The following is a 15,279-nucleotide window of genomic DNA, read 5'->3' as shown; positions in this document are numbered from 1 at the left end:
TTTGTGCCGCGGCGGAATAGGTTACACGCTCGCCCGCCATCGGTCCCGTTTTGGCGTGATGGTTCGGATGATGCCGACATAAGTGCCTGACATGTGGAATGAACGCGATCGCATCGCGGCCTTGCATCGATACGATATTCTCGATTCTGCATCTGATGTGGATTTCGCAGACTTCGTGCAGATCGCGTCGGATATCTGCGATGCGCCGATCGCGGCCATCAATCTGATAGATGGCGACCGGCACTGGACCCTTACCGGTATCGGGCACGGCGATCGGGAACTGCCGCTCGATCATTCGATCTGCGCGCAGGCGATCCGCCAGACGGATCTTTTCGTGATCCCCGATCTGTCTTCGGATACACGCTTCCAGCATAATCCATTGGTGAGCGGGGGTCCCAGGCTCCGCTTTTATGCCAGCGCGCTGCTGGAAACACAGAACGGACTGCCGATCGGTACCGTTTGTGTGTTGGATCACACGCCGCGCCCGGATGGTCTGTCGACACGCCAGCGCTTCACGCTGCAGGCGCTCGCGCGGCAGATCATGAACCAGCTCGAGCTCCGCCGCGCGATGATGGACATCACAACCGGAAACGCTGCACGGGAAAGACTGGAAGCATCGCTGAACGAAAAGGAAGCGCTGCTCAAGGAAGTGCATCACCGCGTCAAGAACAACCTGCAGCTTATCAGTAGTCTCCTGAACCTGCAGGCGTCGCGCATCACCGACCCGATCACCGCGGCGCTGTTTGCGGATAGCCGCAACCGTGTGCGGTCGATGGCGCTGGTGCATGAAAATCTGTATCGCGCCGGCAACTTCGCTGAGATCCAGATGCAGACCCATGTGCTCAGTCTGTGCACGCATCTGCGCCGCGCCTATGGGCGGGTTCGCGTCGAGATCACGGCCGAAAGCGATGACGTCACGCTTGATATGGATCGCGCTGTCTCCTGCGGCCTCATCATCAACGAGCTCGTATCCAATGCGTTCAAACACGCCTTTCCCGGCAAACGCAGCGGATATATCAAGGTCAGGTTCGGCCGCAGCGCAAACGGGACATGTATTCTGACCGTCGCGGATGACGGCATCGGGATGCCGGAGCAGTTCGACTTCATCGAAACCAGATCACTCGGTCTGCAGCTGGTGCGCGATCTCGTCGAGCAGTTGCATGGGACGTTCTCTGTCGATCGCACCGGCGGCACCACTTGCACCCTTACATTCCAGGCTGGCCGTAGCGCGAGGCTTGCGCCATGACAACGCGCGCTCGCGTGATGGTGGTTGAGGACGATCGCATCGTTGCCCGCGATATCAGCGAGCAACTCGGCCGGATCGGTCATTCCGTGATCGGGGTGACGGCCCGCGGCGAGGCGGCCGTTGAGCTTGCGATCAGCAATCGCCCCGATCTGGTGCTGATGGACATCCGTCTGGAAGGCGATATAGACGGCATCGATGCCGCCCGACAGATCCGCGGCAGATGCCAAATTCCGGTAGTGTTCCTCACGGCCTATGCCGATGACGAGACGGTCAGGCGCGCCAGTCAAGCCGAGCCATTCGGCTATCTGCTCAAGCCGTTCGAGGATCTGCAACTGCGCACCGTGATCGAAATGGCCCTGTACAAGGACCGCGCCGACCGCAAGCTGCGCGAGAGCACGGCGGCGCTTCAGGTGGCGCATGCGGAGCTGGCGCGCATGTCGCGGATCACCACGATGGGGCAGCTCACCGCGTCCATTGCGCATGAAGTCAATCAGCCGCTGATGGCCGTTGTCATGAATGCCGAGGCCTGCGTGCAATGGCTCAAGGGCGAGAAGGCCAATGTCGGCGAGGCCCGCGCCGCCGCGGAGCGAGCCATCGCGGAGGGGCATCGCGCCGGAGCGATCATCCAGCGCGTCCGCGCGATTGCGCGCAACGCGCCGGTGGTGTTCGAAGAGCTCGCCCTGAACGATATGATCGAAAGCGTCCTCTCCATCGTGCAGCCGGAACTGTCGCGGCAGGGGATTGCGCTGGAAGTCAATCTTCAGCCCGACCAGCCATCGATCGGTGGTGATCGGGTGCAGTTGCAACAGGTGATGTTGAACCTGGTGTCCAACGCGGCCGATGCCATCAATTCATCGGAGAATCAACAACGGCGTGTGACTGTCGTGTCGGCGATGGATCCGTTGGGAGAGGTCTGCGTCACCGTCGAAGATGCGGGGGTGGGTATCGATCCCGATCACCTCGATATGATCTTCAATCCGTTCTTCACGACCAAACGGGATGGCATTGGCATGGGGCTGTCGATCTGCCGTTCCATCATCGATGCCCATGGCGGAAGGCTCTGGGCGGAGCCACGCGTGCCTACCGGCACGCGCTTTCGCTTCACGCTGCCGCCACGTACGCTGCAGGTGACACCGTGATCGCAACTTCGGAGCCAGTTACCGCAGTTGTCGCCGTCATTGACGATGACAAGGGTATTCGCGAGGCCCTGGATGGCATGCTGCGCTCTGTCGGTCTTCAGGTCGAGTGCTTTGCCTCGGCGCAGGAGTTCCTAGCCAAAGACGACCGGGACAAATTTGGCTGTATCGTTCTCGATGTGCATCTGCCCGGTCGTAACGGTCTCGATTTTCTCGATGATCTGGCTGCCCTGCATGTCACAACGCCGGTGATCGTCATCAGTGGCTTTGCCGATGTGCCGATGTCGGTGCGGGCAATGAAGGCCGGCGCCATCGAATTCCTGACCAAGCCCGTTCGCGCGATGGATCTTCTTGCTGCGGTTGAGGCGGCCGTGAAACGCGACCGTGTGACGAAGCAGGCGGCCGAGAAAATCGCTGGCCTCAAGGCGGATTTCGACACCTTGACGGTCAGGGAGCGCGAGGTGTTCGCGTATGTCGCCGCCGGCTTGATGAACAAGCAGATTGCGGCTGCGCTGGACCTGAGCGAGGCCACGATCAAGCTCCATCGCGGCACGATGATGCGCAAGATGCGGGCGAACTCGCTCGCTGACATCGTGCGGATGGCCGACCAGTTGGGATATGAGCCGCCGTCGCTCGCCTAGACCAAGGTCTAGTCAGCCTCCACCATGCTCCAATTGTCTGTCCGCATAAAATTCCGCATTCTGGAAATTATTGAGCCGCAGCCATGTGCAACCATGTGCGTGGCAAAACTGAAATCTGAGGTAGTTCGTTGGGACGTATGAGAACGTCCGGGCGATCTGCAGCGTGCAGCGATGGGGGTGTATGATGGCGGGTACTCGAATTCCCGATGGTGCATCATATGCGGGACCGGTCCACATGCTTGAACCGTTGCCTGTTTCGCCGATGCCGAAATCGAAGATCGATGTGTTCGGCTGTCCCGCCAGCAAACTCCACCAGGATCAGGAGCTGCGCGGCGCCGGGATCAAGTTTTTCCGCAAAGGGAGCGACTATCCGCATCTCGGGCAGGTCGCGACCGCAGCCGACGATCGCGGTTTCCTGATCGGCATCTCGCAAGGTCGTGGTCATCGGCGGCGTGTTTTTCACGAGCATCACGCCACGGGCCAGGAGTTCGAGGAAGGCTCGATTTATATCCGAAACCTAGCGGATGATTATCGTGCCGATCTGCGCGGCGCGTTCGATTTTCTCCTGATGGAGGTGTCGCGGCCGTTCTTGATCGAACTGGCGCAGGAGCATGGGTGGCGCGGCGCGGTCGACCTAGCGTGCCACGCCGGTGACACTGATCCGGTCTTGTTGCGACTCGTCAGCGTGGTCGAGCCCTTTCTGCAGAAGAGTAGCGAGGCGAGTCCGTTGTTCCTCGACCAGCTTGGAACGACGATCGGTATTCATCTGATCGAGCGATACAACAATGCGACCAGTCTCGAACCCACGTCGCAAGGCGCGGCGTTATCGCGGCCACAACTGGCGCTCGCCATCGAAATGCTGAGCAACAACGCTGCCAGTAATGTGCGCGTTGCTGATGTTGCCCAGGCCTGCGGCTTGTCGCGCGGCTATTTCATTCGCGGCTTCAAGAAAGCGACGGGCAAGGCGCCTCACCAGTGGATACTGTCCCAGCGCGTCGAGCAGGCCCGAGGTCTTCTGATGAAGACCGATACGCCGTTGGCCGATGTCGCACTGGCCTGTGGCTTTGCCGATCAAAGCCACTTCACCCGCGTCTTTTCCGCCGCGACTGGACTGCCGCCGGGGGCATGGCGCCGCGCAACTGGCAATGCAGGTTCTCCAGTGCGATTTTCTGAATGTAAGAAATAGTTTGAGTGAGGTGGCGTGCCGCGCGTCCATGTTACGCGCTACCGACAATGTCAGCTCCTGGCGCAAAGCGGACATGGATGAGTTTTTCGGAAGTTCCGCTTGGGGGGCGGTGCGGAGGCGTGGATGCTCTTAAACCTGCTTCTTTATATGGTTGTCGCGAGCGCCACGATCGTCGGGGGCGGCGCGTAGGCATCAAGATCCGGAAGGATGGCCGCGGCCGGCGTGTCACCTGCACGCGCGGCCGTAGCGTTCTACAGGTCTACGATCTCGGTGCGAGCTCAGGCGCGCAGGCTGGGGTGACCTTTCCCCACTCGCAGGCCCGGCGCTCGCCGAAGCTTCCGTTTGCATGACAACTTCTCGCCACTGATCCACTTCGCGGACGATGTATTTTTGGGAGCGGTACCGTCGCTTAAACCAATCGCACGAGAGCAGATCGTGTCGGTAGATTGCACCCGTGCGACTCTGGTTCTTCAAAAGTCGTTTGAAGAACCAGAGTGCTTCCCAGCCTCCACGAATGTCTCACGCAAATTTATGCGACACGTTCTTCGTCACCGTGTAGCAGGCGAGGCCCTCGGTACCGCCTTCGCGGCCATAGCCTGAGTCCTTGACGCCGCCGAACGGCGTCTCCGCTGTGGATGCGACGAAGTGGTTGATGGTGAGGTTACCGGTTTCCACGTCGTTGGAGATCCGCTGCACGTTGTCGGCTGACTTCGTGAAGGCATAGGCGGCAAGGCCGAACGGCAATGCATTGGCCTTGGCGATGCCTTCGTCGAGATCGCGCACCGGATTGACGAGAGCGAGCGGACCGAACGGCTCCTCGTTCATCGCCAATGCATCGTCCGGCACGTCCGCCAGCACGGTCAGCGGGAAGTAATAGCCGCGATTGCCGACGCGCTGGCCGCCGGCGAGTACGCGGGCTCCGCGCGCCGTCGCATCCGACACCAGCCGCTCCATCGCCTCGATACGACGGCCATTCGCCAGCGGACCGAGTTGGGTCGACGGATCCATGCCGTTGCCGATCTTCAGCTTGGCAGCGCCTTCGGCAAGACTCTTTGCGAAGATCTCGTAGTTCTTCTCGTGCACGAAGAAGCGCGTCGGCGCGACGCAGACCTGGCCCGCATTGCGCGACTTGGTGACGACCGATGCTGCTGCGGTAGTCACCGGATCGGCGTCGTCGCAGATGATGACCGGGCCGTGGCCGCCGAGCTCCATGATCGCCGGCTTCATGTGCTGACCGGCCATGGCGGCCAGATGTTTGCCGACTGGCACCGAGCCGGTGAAGGTGATAAGCCGGATCGCCTGATGCGGCACCAGATAGCCGGAGATTTCGGCGGGATCGCCGAACACCAGATTGAGCACGCCCGCGGGCAGGCCTGCATCATGGAACGCGCGCACCAGCTGCACCGCGCCGGCCGGGGTTTCTTCCGATGCTTTCAGGATGATCGAGCAGCCGGACGCCAGCGCGCCGGCAACCTTGCGCGCCGGTGAGCTCATTGGGAAATTCCACGGCGAGAATGCTGCAACGGGGCCGATCGGCTGGCGATACACGGTGTGTTGCAGACCGGGACCGGCCGGGATCACGCGGCCATACATGCGCATGCCTTCGGTTGCATCCCATTCGATGATCTCGCAGCCGCGCAGGATTTCGAGCTTCGCCTGATCGAGCGGCTTGCCTTGTTCGAGCACCATCGCCGTCGCCATCTCGTCGACGCGCGAGCGGATTAACGCCGCAGCCTTCAGAATGATTTGCGCGCGCCCGTTCGGTGCCGTCTTGCGCCAGACATTGAAGCCGCGCACCGCCGCATCCAGTGCGTCATCGAGATCGGCTCTGGTCGCGTGCGGCACGGTGCCGAGCACGCTCTCATCGGCGGGATTGATGATCGGTGCGCCGGGAGCCCGGCGCCACTGTCCGTCCACGTAAAGCTCGATGTTGGGATAGGCCATGTCGAAGTCCACTTTCTTGGTCGTCGGAAGCGGTTGACTCCGCCTCACTTGCGCGGCATCCAATCATATGTTGATATAATAGAACAACTGTTCTGTCAGACAGAACGTGCTGCAATTGGATGAGATCGAAGATGCGTACGATTGGATGCCACGAGATGGCGGTGAACGCAGCGGCAGATGCCGCGGCGCGCGCCACTTGCGTGTCGGTGATCATGCGTCGGGCGCGCTGAACAACAAAATCATCAAGAATATCGATTGGGAGTTGAAACATGAGAGAGCAGTGGGCTGCGGCGTGGTCGCTCACGCGGCGCGTCGCGATGGCAGGCATGCTGGCGGTGACGACAGCGGTGTTCACACCGGCGCAGGCGCAGGACGCCTATCCGAGCAAGATGATCCGGTTGCTGGTGCCGTTCCCGGCCGGGAGCGCCACCGACGTGGAAGCGCGCTTCCTCGCCGAAAAAGTCGGCGCAGTGCTGGGCCAGAAGATCCTCGTCGACAACAAGCCGGGCGCCAATGCCAATATCGGCGCGGCCGAAGTCGCGCGCGCGCCGGGCGACGGCTATACGCTGTATCTCGCGACCAATTCGACCCATTCGGCCAATGTGCATCTCTACAACAAGATGCCATTCGATCCCGTCGCCGACTTCACGCCAATCGCGCGGTTGACGCGCAATCCACTGGTGATGGTGGTTGCCAAGGATTTTCCGGCGAAGGACCTCAAGGAATTCATCGCTTACGCCAAGGCCAATCCAGGCAAGCTGAGCTATGGCAGCGGCAATACCGGCAGTATGGCGGCGGCGCAGCTCGTGAGATCCATGGCGAGCATCGACGCGGTACGCATCTCCTATCCCGGCACGCCGCAGGCGATCACCGATCTGCTCGGAGGCCGCATCGAATTCATCATTACCGACGTGGCCGTGACGCGTGAGTTCATCAACAATGGCAGCCTCCGCGCGCTCGGCGTGACGACACCGCAGAAGGTCGCGTCGCTACCGGAGGTGGCACCGATGGCCACGGTCGGTCTGCCCGGCTACGACTTCGCTGCCTGGAGCGGATTGTTCGCGCCGAAGAATGTGCCGGCCGACATCGTGCAGAAGCTCAACAAGGCTTTCCTGCAGGTCATGGCGACCGACGAGGCGAAAAAATTCTTCGCCGATATCGGTCTCGAGCCGGATACCAGCACGCCGGAAGGTCTTGCCGACCACGTTAGCAAGCAGACGGAACTGTGGGGCCGCATCATCAAGGAGTCCGGTCTTGAAAAGATCTGATCCGGTCAGCGAGGCATTCTCGCAAATTCCGGCGTTGCTCGAACGCGACGCTGCGCTGATCCAGCGCGGGCGCTTCCTCGACGTCGATTGTCTGCTCGGTTCGACCACGCAGGCGTTCCACGTAGCCATTCGCGCCGGCCGCATCATCGACATGGTGTCGGCGCCGGTGCTGATGCGGTCGTGGACTTTCGGCTATCGCGCGACGCCTGACGCCTGGACCGCATTCTGGCAGCCGATGCCGAAGGCGGGGTGGCACGATCTTCTGTCGCTGACCAAGCGCGGCGAAGCCAAGCTCGAAGGTGACATCAAGCCCTTCATGACCAATTTGCAGTATTTCAAGGATCTGCTGGCACTGCCGCGCAAGTCGGGAGCTGCATCATGACCGGATATATCGAACCCATGATCGGGCGTTACGTGCATGTCGATATCGACGGCACCACGCACCGGATCTATTTCGAGGAAGCCGGCCAAGGCATTCCGCTGGTCTGCCTGCACACCGCCGGCTCGGACAACCGGCAATGGCGCTATCTCCTTGCGGATGAACAGTTCACCAAACACTTCCGCATCATTGCCTTCGACATGCCCTGGCATGGCAAGTCGAATCCGCCAGCGAATTGGGACGGCAGCGAATATCAGCTCACCACCGCGCGCTATACGCAGACGATCCGCGCATTCAGTGCGGCGCTCGATCTCGACAAGCCCGTCGTGATGGGCTGTTCGATCGGCGGCCGGATCGTGCTCAATCTCGCCATCGATCACGCCAGCGAATTCCGCGCCCTGATCGGCCTCGAAGCCGCGGACTTCCAGGCGCCGTGGTACGACACCACCTGGCTTAATCGGCCGGATATCCATGGCGGCGAAGTCTGTGCCGCGCTGGTATCCGGTCTCGTTGCGCCGCAGTCTCCTGCGGAGGCGCGGATGGAGACCCTGTGGGCCTACAAGCAGGGCGGCCCCGGCGTGTTCAAGGGCGATCTGTATTTCTATCGCGTCGACGGCGACCTGCGCGGTCGCACCAAGGCGATCGATACCAAGATCTGTCCGCTCTATCTGCTCACCGGCGAGTACGACTTCTCCTGCATGCCCGAAGACACCGTGCGAACGGCCTCCGGCATCGCGGGCGCGGAAGTCACCGTAATGGAGCAGCTGGGCCATTTCCCGATGAGCGAGAATCCCGCGCAATTCCGGCGTTACATCGCGCCGGTGCTTGAGAAAATCCAACAATAACAGAAAATCTGAGGAGAGGGCATCACATGACAACCAGGGCATTCACGAAAAGTCTTTATCTATCCGCCGCACTCTTGCTGTCGGCGCAGGTCGCCAGCGCTGCCGAGACCATCAAGATCGGCGTGCTGAACGACCAGTCAGGCGTGTTCGCCGACAATGGCGGCGTCGGCTCGGTGGCGGCTGCCAAGCTCGCGGCCGAGGATTTCGGCGGCGAGATTCTCGGGCAGAAGATCGAGGTGGTCACCGCCGATCACCAGAACAAGCCGGACGTCGCTGCGGCCACCGCGCGCCGCTGGTTCGATACCGAAAACGTCGACATGATCGCCGACGGTGCCGCATCGTCGGCCGGCTTCGCCATCCTCGAAGTGGCAAAGCAGAAGGGCAAGATCTTCACCATCAGCGGCCCGGGATCGTCGGACTTCACCGGCAAGGCCTGCTCGCCGGTGAGCTTCCATTTCAACTACGACACCTATGCGCTGTCGAAGCTGACCTCTGAGGCCATCACCAAGGCCGGTGGCAACACCTGGTACTTCATCTCGGCCGACTATGCTTTCGGCCATGCCTTGCAGCGTGATGCGACGAAGTTCATCGAGGGCGCCGGCGGCAAGGTGATCGGTTCCTCCGCACATCCGCTGGGGACCACCGACATGGCCTCGTTCCTGCTGCAAGCGCAGGGCTCCAAGGCCAAGGTCGTCGGTCTCGCCACCTCGGGGGCCGACGTGCAGACCGCGATCAAGCAGGCCGGCGAGTTCGGCATCGTCGAGAGCGGCCAGCAGCTTGCTGGTCTCCTCGTGTTCATCACCGACGTCAATGCGCTCGGTCTCAAGGCGACGCAGGGCCTTCAGGTCACGACCTCGTTCTACTGGGACCTCAATGACGAGACCCGCGCCTGGACAAAGCGCTATTTCGCGATGACCAACAACAGGGTCCCCAGCATGGTGCAGGCCGGTGTGTATAGCGGCGTGCATCACTATCTCGCCGCCGTGAAGGCCGCGGGCACCAAGGACCCGGCCGTGGTCGCCAAGATGATGCACGAGATGAAGGTCAACGACATGTACAACAAGAACGTCACTGTGCGTCCCGATGGCCGCGTGTTGCACAACATGTATCTGGTGCAGGTGAAGAAGCCGGAAGAATCGAAGTACAAGTTCGATTACTACAAGGTCATCACGACGTCACCCGGCGAACAGGCGTTCCGGCCGATGAGCGAAGGCAACTGCCCGCTGGTCAAGGGCTAGGCGAACCACGACATCGCGGGTGCAGCCCTGGCTGCGCCCGCTTCTCGATCTCTCTTGGAATGAAGACGAAGGAGTCCGGCATGGTGACTGCCATTGGTTTTATCGGTCTTGGCGTGATGGGCGAGCCGATGTGCCGCAATCTGGCCCGCAAGTCGGGCGTGCCGGTTTTCGGCTTCGACCGCGCCGATGCGCCGCTGCAGCGTCTCGCGGAAGCAGGCGTCAAGCGCGCAAACTCGCTGGCCGAACTCGCCAAGCAGTGCGACGTCATCTTCATGGCGCTGCCCAGCGGCAAGCATGTGCAGGCCGTGTGCGAGGGCGATGACGGGCTGCTCGCGCGTGCCGGTGCGCGCCACACCGTCGTCGATCTCGGCACCTCGCCGGTCGAAGCCAGCCGCGAACTCGCCGAGCGCTTCGCCGCCAGGGGCGCGGCCTATGCCGATGCGCCGATCGCGCGGACGCGACAGGCCGCGGAAGAGGGCACGCTGAGCGTCATGGTCGGCGCCAGCGCGGCGATCTTCGCCAAGCTGCAGCCCCTGATCGCCACTTTCGCCACCGACATCACCCATTGCGGCGATATCGGCGCCGGCCAGGTGGTCAAGATCCTCAACAATATGGTGCTGATGGAAACCGTCGTCGCGCTCGGCGAGGCGCTGGAAACGGCCAAACGGGCCGGGCTCGATCCCAAGCTGGTGTTCGAGACGCTCGCCAAGGGCTCGGCTGACAGCTTTGCGCTGCGCAATCACGGCATGAAGGCGATGCTGCCCGACACCTTCCCGGAGCGGGCCTTCTCGACTGAATATGCTCGCAAGGACATCTCCTACGCGCTCGATCTTGCCAAGTCGGTGAACATCAAGCTGCAAGGCGCGGAACTTGCCGACAAGATCCTGGGCGAGGCGATTGACGCCGGTGATGGCGACCTCTACTGGCCGGTTTTGGCGCGCGTCATCAAGGCGTCGCGTACGGCCTGATCGGAAGCTCCCATGAAGAAGCCTGCGACCAAACCTGCAACGACGGACGTCCCGGTGCGAGAAGCCGGCGAGGGCGTCGCAGCCGTCGAGCGGGCTTTGTCCATTGTGGCGGCGCTCGAAACCGCTGACCAACCGATGATGCTGGCCGAACTCGCTGTTCGTACCGGCTTCTACAAGAGCACCATCCTGCGCCTTTTGAGCTCGCTGATCCCGACCGGTTATGTCACGCGGCTGCCGGATGGTAGCTACGACCTCGGGCCGACCGCATTTCGCCTTGGCGTCGCTTTCACCCGCAAGAATGCGCTCGGCCATCATGTGGTGCCGGCGTTGCAGGAGCTGGTCGATCGCGGCACCGAGAGCGCCTCGTTCCATGTGCGGCAGGATGCCGACAACCGCGTCTGCCTGTTTCGGGTGAATTCGCGTCACGCGACGCTCGACCGCGTCGAGGCCGGTCACAGCTATGCACTACTGCGCGGCGCGGCCGGACACATCATTCTCGCTTACGCCGGCAGCACCGGAAAACGCTATGACGCCATTCGCGCCACTGGTTTTGATGTCTCGCTCGGCGAACGCGATCCGAGCTGCGCGGCGGTGGCTGCACCTGTGTTCGGCCCGCGCGGCATGCTCGTCGGCGTGATCTCGCTGTCGGGGCCGCGCGAGCGCTTCGGCGCAGCAGAGATCGCCGAGATGAAACGCGTACTGGGCCCCATTGCCAAAAAGCTCACAATGAATCTGGGTGGCGAATGGCCGGCCTATCGACGCTGACAATTTTACACGGGGCGCGAAGCTGCGCAGGAATGGCCTGATCCATGGCAACATCTTCATCCCCATCGGACGTGCTCGTCATCGGTGGCGGCAATGCAGCTTTGTGCTCGGCGCTAATGGCGCGCGAGGCAGGCGCATCGGTGCTGATGCTGGAATCCGCGCCACAGGCGTGGCGCGGCGGCAATTCGATGCATGTGCGCAACCTGCGCTGCATGCATGACGATCCGCAGGACGTGCTGGTCGAGGCCTATCCCGAGGAAGAGTATTGGCAGGATCTCTTGAAGGTCACAGGCGGCCTGACTGACGAGCCACTGGCGCGGATGGTGATCCGCCATTCGTCGCGCTGCCGGCCATGGATGCGCAAGCACGGCGTGCATTTCCAGCCACCTTTATCCGGTGCGCTGCATGTGGCGCGTACCAATGCGTTCTTCATGGGCGGCGGCAAGGCGCTGGTGAATGCCTATTACCGATCAGCCGAGGCCCTCGGGGTCGCAATCCGTTACGACACGCCTGTGAAGAGTCTCGAGCTGAAGGATGGCCAGTTTATAGCTGCCATTACCGAGTCCGGCGAGCGCATCACTGCAAAAAGCTGTGTGCTCGGCTGCGGCGGCTTCGAGTCCAATCTGGAATGGCAGCGTGAAGCCTGGGGCCAGAATGAGCGCGGCGAATGGACCGCGGAGAACTTCTTGATCCGCGGCACTCGCTTCAATCAGGGTGTGTTGCTCAAGTTCATGATCGATGCCGGTGCCGACAGCATCGGAGATCCGACCCAGGCGCATTGCGTCGCCATCGACGCGCGCGCGCCGCTCTATGACGGCGGCATCTGCACGCGCATCGATTGCGTCTCGCTCGGTGTCGTCGTCAATCGCGAAGCCAAGCGCTTCTATGACGAGGGCGAGGATTTCTGGCCGAAGCGCTATGCGATCTGGGGCCGTCTTGTCGCGCAACAGCCGGGCCAGACCGCGTGGTCGATCATCGACCAGAAGGCGGTCGGTCGCTTCATGCCGCCGGTGTTCGATGGCACCAAGGCCAATACGCTGGACGAACTTGCCACGAAGATCGGCGTCGATCCCGCGATCTTCGTCGAGACGCTGTCAGCCTATAATGCGGCCTGCCGTCCCGGCACGTTCGATCACACCGCATTGGATGATTGCCGTACCGACGGGCTCACGCCCGCAAAGACCCACTGGGCGCGGGTGATCGACACGCCGCCGTTCTACGCCTATCCGCTCAAACCCGGCATCACTTTCACTTATCTCGGCATGAAGACCGATGCGACGGCGGCCTGCCGCTTCAACGGCGTTGCGAGCAGCAACCTGTTTGCCGCCGGCGAGATGGTGGCCGGCAATGTGCTCGGCAAGGGCTATACCGCCGGTGTCGGCATGAGCATCGGCACCGCGTTCGGCCGCATCGCCGGTGTCAATGCGGCGGCTGCGACCGGGCATCGCCACCCGACATTCCAAGAGGAGCTTCGCTATGCCGCCGGTCACTGAGTTGGAAGCGCCCGTCGCCGGCGGCGCCTGCGAAGGCGGCGTGAACTTTGCCGATGCGATGACTGTGGGCGAGGCGGAGATCGCCCGCGTCATGCAGATCTGCAACGCATGCCGTTATTGCGAAGGATTCTGCGCCGTCTTCCCGGCGATGACGCGTCGGCTCGAATTCAACGCGGCCGATACGCATTACCTTGCGAATCTCTGTCACAACTGCGGCTCGTGCCTTTATGCGTGCCAATATGCGCCGCCGCATGAGTTTGCAGTCAATGTTCCGCAGGCGATGGCGAAGGTGCGGGTGCGCACCTATCAGGACTATGCGTGGCCGCGCGCGTTCGGCCGGCTCTACGAGCGCGCCGGGCTGACGGTGGCGTTCGCGCTGTCGGGTGGTCTGGCGCTGTTCATGATCCTTGCTGTTGCGATGAACGGCCGGCTTATCCATGAGCCGCTGGCGGGCCAGTTCTATGCGATCTTCCCACACAACTTCCTGGCGCTGTTGTTCGGCACTGTGTTCCTGTTCGCAATGCTGGCGCTCGCCATCGGCGTGGTCAAATTCTGGCGCGAGGTCTCGCCGACGAAGGACGGCAATCCCGCCGACATCAAGGCGGCCGCGCAGGCGCGCGTTCCTGCGGTGGCCGAAGCCGTCCACGACGTCGCGCGGCTGAAGTATCTCGGCGGCGGCCATGGCGAGGGCTGCAACGAGGACGATGATGCCTTCACGCCGTGGCGGCGGCGCTTCCACCATTTCACGCTCTATGGCTTCCTGCTGTGCTTCGCGGCGACCTGCGTGGCGACGCTCTATCACTATCTGTGGAATCTGCACGCACCCTATGCCTTCACCAGCGCGCCGGTGATTCTCGGCTCACTCGGCGGCACCGGCCTGATCGTCGGGCCGGCCGGCCTGCTGTGGCTGAACCTGAAGCGCGACGCGCTGCGCGCCGACGTCAAACAGAACGCCATGGACCGCGGCTTCATCATGCTGCTGCTGCTAGTCAGCGCCACCGGCTTCGCGCTGCTGCTGCTGCGCGATACCCGCTTCATGGCGCTGTGGCTCGCGATCCATCTCGGCACCGTAATGGCGCTGTTCCTGACGCTGCCTTACGGCAAATTCGCCCACGGCATTTTCCGCTCCGCGGCCCTGCTCAAGTTCAACATTGAGAAGCGCATGCCAAACCGGCTGGGGCTTGGCGGAGAGTAGGCAGAATCTCTGAATGTCGGCTTCTGGCGCTAAGCGGACTCTGGTGAAAAAGGAGCCGCAGGTTTCATGGCGAGATTGCGCAGCGGCTTGCAAATAACAACGAAGAGGATTCGGTTCCTGCATTCCAAATGGTCACTGAATTGGGAGTTTGAGGCTCATGCCGGCCAGAGCTGGCTGCCGCCGTCGACGCGAAGGACCTGCCCCGATACGAACGCTCCCATAGGTCCGGCAAATAACTCAATGACGCGCGCAACCTCGTCTATGGTGGCAATCCGGTCGAGCGACCCTTCCTGAATCAGCCGCGCCGGATCGACGGTGCGTGTTGCCATAAACCGTTCCGTGCGTGTGTCGCCGGGGGCGATCGTGTTGACGGTGACATCACAGGTCCGCATCTGGTCGGCGAGACACCGCGTAAAATGCATCGCGCCGGCTTTTGCCGTTGCGTAGATCGATGAATTCGTGCGCCCTTTGAATGCCGCGACTGAGCCGATGTTGATAATGCGTCCCCGGCGCCGGTTCATCATGCCCCGCGCCACCTGCTGGCAGACTAAGATTGTGCTTAGAAGATTACGGTCGATGACGGCCCGCACATCCTCTGCCTTGATACTCACGACATCGTTCGGGTTTGGCTTTCCGCCTGCAGCCGCGATGTCGCCGCCGGCATTGTGTACGAGGATATCGATGGGGCCGAGACTGGTCTCGGTGACTTGAATGACCCGCTCGATGTCCTCCGATATAGTAAGATCGCCGAGCACCTTGAAAGTGCGGACGTCATGTTTGTCCGCTATCGATCGAGCGACATCCGTAAGCGTCTCGGTGCCACCAAATTCGGAAGGACCGTGCTCGCGCATGCCGTGAATCGCGATATGGCAACCGAGGGCTGCGAGACGTTCGGCAAAGGCGCGGCCAAGCCCGCGACCTGCACCCGTGACGAGTGCGACCTGGCCTTCCAGCATACGAGCGGACATGACTTCA

General features: G+C 62.0%; 14 protein-coding genes. 12 read left to right on the top strand and 2 right to left on the bottom strand.

What is annotated here, in order from left to right:
• Nucleotides 1-91 precede the first annotated feature (91 nt).
• From AB7951_RS19995 to AB7951_RS19980, 4 genes are all read left to right on the top strand, one after another.
• On the top strand, nucleotides 92-1,246 hold the full coding sequence (locus AB7951_RS19995) for a sensor histidine kinase (RefSeq protein ID WP_439063193.1): 1,155 nt from the start codon (nucleotides 92-94) through the stop codon (nucleotides 1,244-1,246).
• Nucleotides 1,243-2,385 (top strand): sensor histidine kinase, encoded by a 1,143-nt coding sequence (locus tag AB7951_RS19990; RefSeq protein ID WP_439063194.1) that lies wholly within the window; start codon nucleotides 1,243-1,245, stop codon nucleotides 2,383-2,385. The genes AB7951_RS19995 and AB7951_RS19990 overlap by 4 nt, the downstream gene beginning before the upstream one ends.
• Nucleotides 2,382-3,023 (top strand): response regulator transcription factor, encoded by a 642-nt coding sequence (locus tag AB7951_RS19985; RefSeq protein WP_439063195.1) that lies wholly within the window; start codon nucleotides 2,382-2,384, stop codon nucleotides 3,021-3,023. The genes AB7951_RS19990 and AB7951_RS19985 overlap by 4 nt, the downstream gene beginning before the upstream one ends.
• Before the next feature lie 262 nt (nucleotides 3,024-3,285).
• Nucleotides 3,286-4,209, top strand: coding sequence for a helix-turn-helix domain-containing protein (locus AB7951_RS19980; RefSeq protein ID WP_441256031.1), 924 nt, complete (start codon nucleotides 3,286-3,288; stop codon nucleotides 4,207-4,209).
• A 519-nt stretch (nucleotides 4,210-4,728) separates the two neighbouring features.
• Here the strand turns inward: AB7951_RS19980 and AB7951_RS19975 are convergent.
• On the bottom strand, nucleotides 4,729-6,153 hold the full coding sequence (locus tag AB7951_RS19975) for an NAD-dependent succinate-semialdehyde dehydrogenase (RefSeq protein ID WP_439063197.1): 1,425 nt from the start codon (nucleotides 6,151-6,153) through the stop codon (nucleotides 4,729-4,731).
• A gap of 269 nt (nucleotides 6,154-6,422) precedes the next feature.
• On the opposite strand from AB7951_RS19975, the gene AB7951_RS19970 reads away from it, so the two are divergent.
• From AB7951_RS19970 to tcuB, 8 genes are all read left to right on the top strand, one after another.
• Nucleotides 6,423-7,421: a Bug family tripartite tricarboxylate transporter substrate binding protein gene (locus AB7951_RS19970; protein WP_439063198.1), complete on the top strand. Its 999-nt coding sequence runs from the start codon at nucleotides 6,423-6,425 to the stop codon at nucleotides 7,419-7,421.
• Entirely contained in the window at nucleotides 7,408-7,803 is a 396-nt protein-coding gene (locus tag AB7951_RS19965) for a hypothetical protein (protein ID WP_439063199.1), read from the top strand. The genes AB7951_RS19970 and AB7951_RS19965 overlap by 14 nt, the downstream gene beginning before the upstream one ends.
• Entirely contained in the window at nucleotides 7,800-8,645 is an 846-nt protein-coding gene (locus tag AB7951_RS19960; protein WP_439082832.1) for an alpha/beta fold hydrolase, read from the top strand. The genes AB7951_RS19965 and AB7951_RS19960 overlap by 4 nt, the downstream gene beginning before the upstream one ends.
• 26 nt (nucleotides 8,646-8,671) lie before the next feature.
• Nucleotides 8,672-9,883, top strand: a complete 1,212-nt coding sequence (locus AB7951_RS19955; RefSeq protein WP_439082831.1) for an ABC transporter substrate-binding protein — start codon at nucleotides 8,672-8,674, stop codon at nucleotides 9,881-9,883.
• A gap of 80 nt (nucleotides 9,884-9,963) precedes the next feature.
• Nucleotides 9,964-10,851, top strand: a complete 888-nt coding sequence (locus tag AB7951_RS19950) for an NAD(P)-dependent oxidoreductase (RefSeq protein ID WP_439082830.1) — start codon at nucleotides 9,964-9,966, stop codon at nucleotides 10,849-10,851.
• Between the two features lie 12 nt (nucleotides 10,852-10,863).
• The gene (locus AB7951_RS19945) at nucleotides 10,864-11,616 is read left to right on the top strand and encodes an IclR family transcriptional regulator (protein ID WP_439063203.1); all 753 of its coding nucleotides are present in this window, start codon (nucleotides 10,864-10,866) and stop codon (nucleotides 11,614-11,616) included.
• Between the two features lie 44 nt (nucleotides 11,617-11,660).
• Nucleotides 11,661-13,109 carry an FAD-dependent tricarballylate dehydrogenase TcuA gene (gene tcuA, locus AB7951_RS19940; RefSeq protein WP_439063204.1) on the top strand — a complete coding sequence of 483 codons (1,449 nt, stop codon included), beginning with the start codon at nucleotides 11,661-11,663 and terminating at the stop codon, nucleotides 13,107-13,109.
• Nucleotides 13,093-14,304, top strand: a complete 1,212-nt coding sequence (gene tcuB / locus AB7951_RS19935; protein WP_439063205.1) for a tricarballylate utilization 4Fe-4S protein TcuB — start codon at nucleotides 13,093-13,095, stop codon at nucleotides 14,302-14,304. Before tcuA ends, tcuB begins: the two co-directional genes overlap by 17 nt.
• Before the next feature lie 155 nt (nucleotides 14,305-14,459).
• On the opposite strand, the gene AB7951_RS19930 is transcribed toward tcuB, so the two are convergent.
• On the bottom strand, nucleotides 14,460-15,272 hold the full coding sequence (locus tag AB7951_RS19930; RefSeq protein WP_441256030.1) for an SDR family NAD(P)-dependent oxidoreductase: 813 nt from the start codon (nucleotides 15,270-15,272) through the stop codon (nucleotides 14,460-14,462).
• Nucleotides 15,273-15,279: the final 7 nt, after the last annotated feature.

The sequence above is a fragment of the Tardiphaga sp. 285_C5_N1_2 genome (genome assembly GCF_052076065.1).
GTDB lineage: Bacteria > Pseudomonadota > Alphaproteobacteria > Rhizobiales > Xanthobacteraceae > Tardiphaga > Tardiphaga robiniae.
The sequence above is the reverse complement of the archived record's forward strand: the minus strand, read 5'-3'. Positions and strand labels throughout refer to the sequence as shown.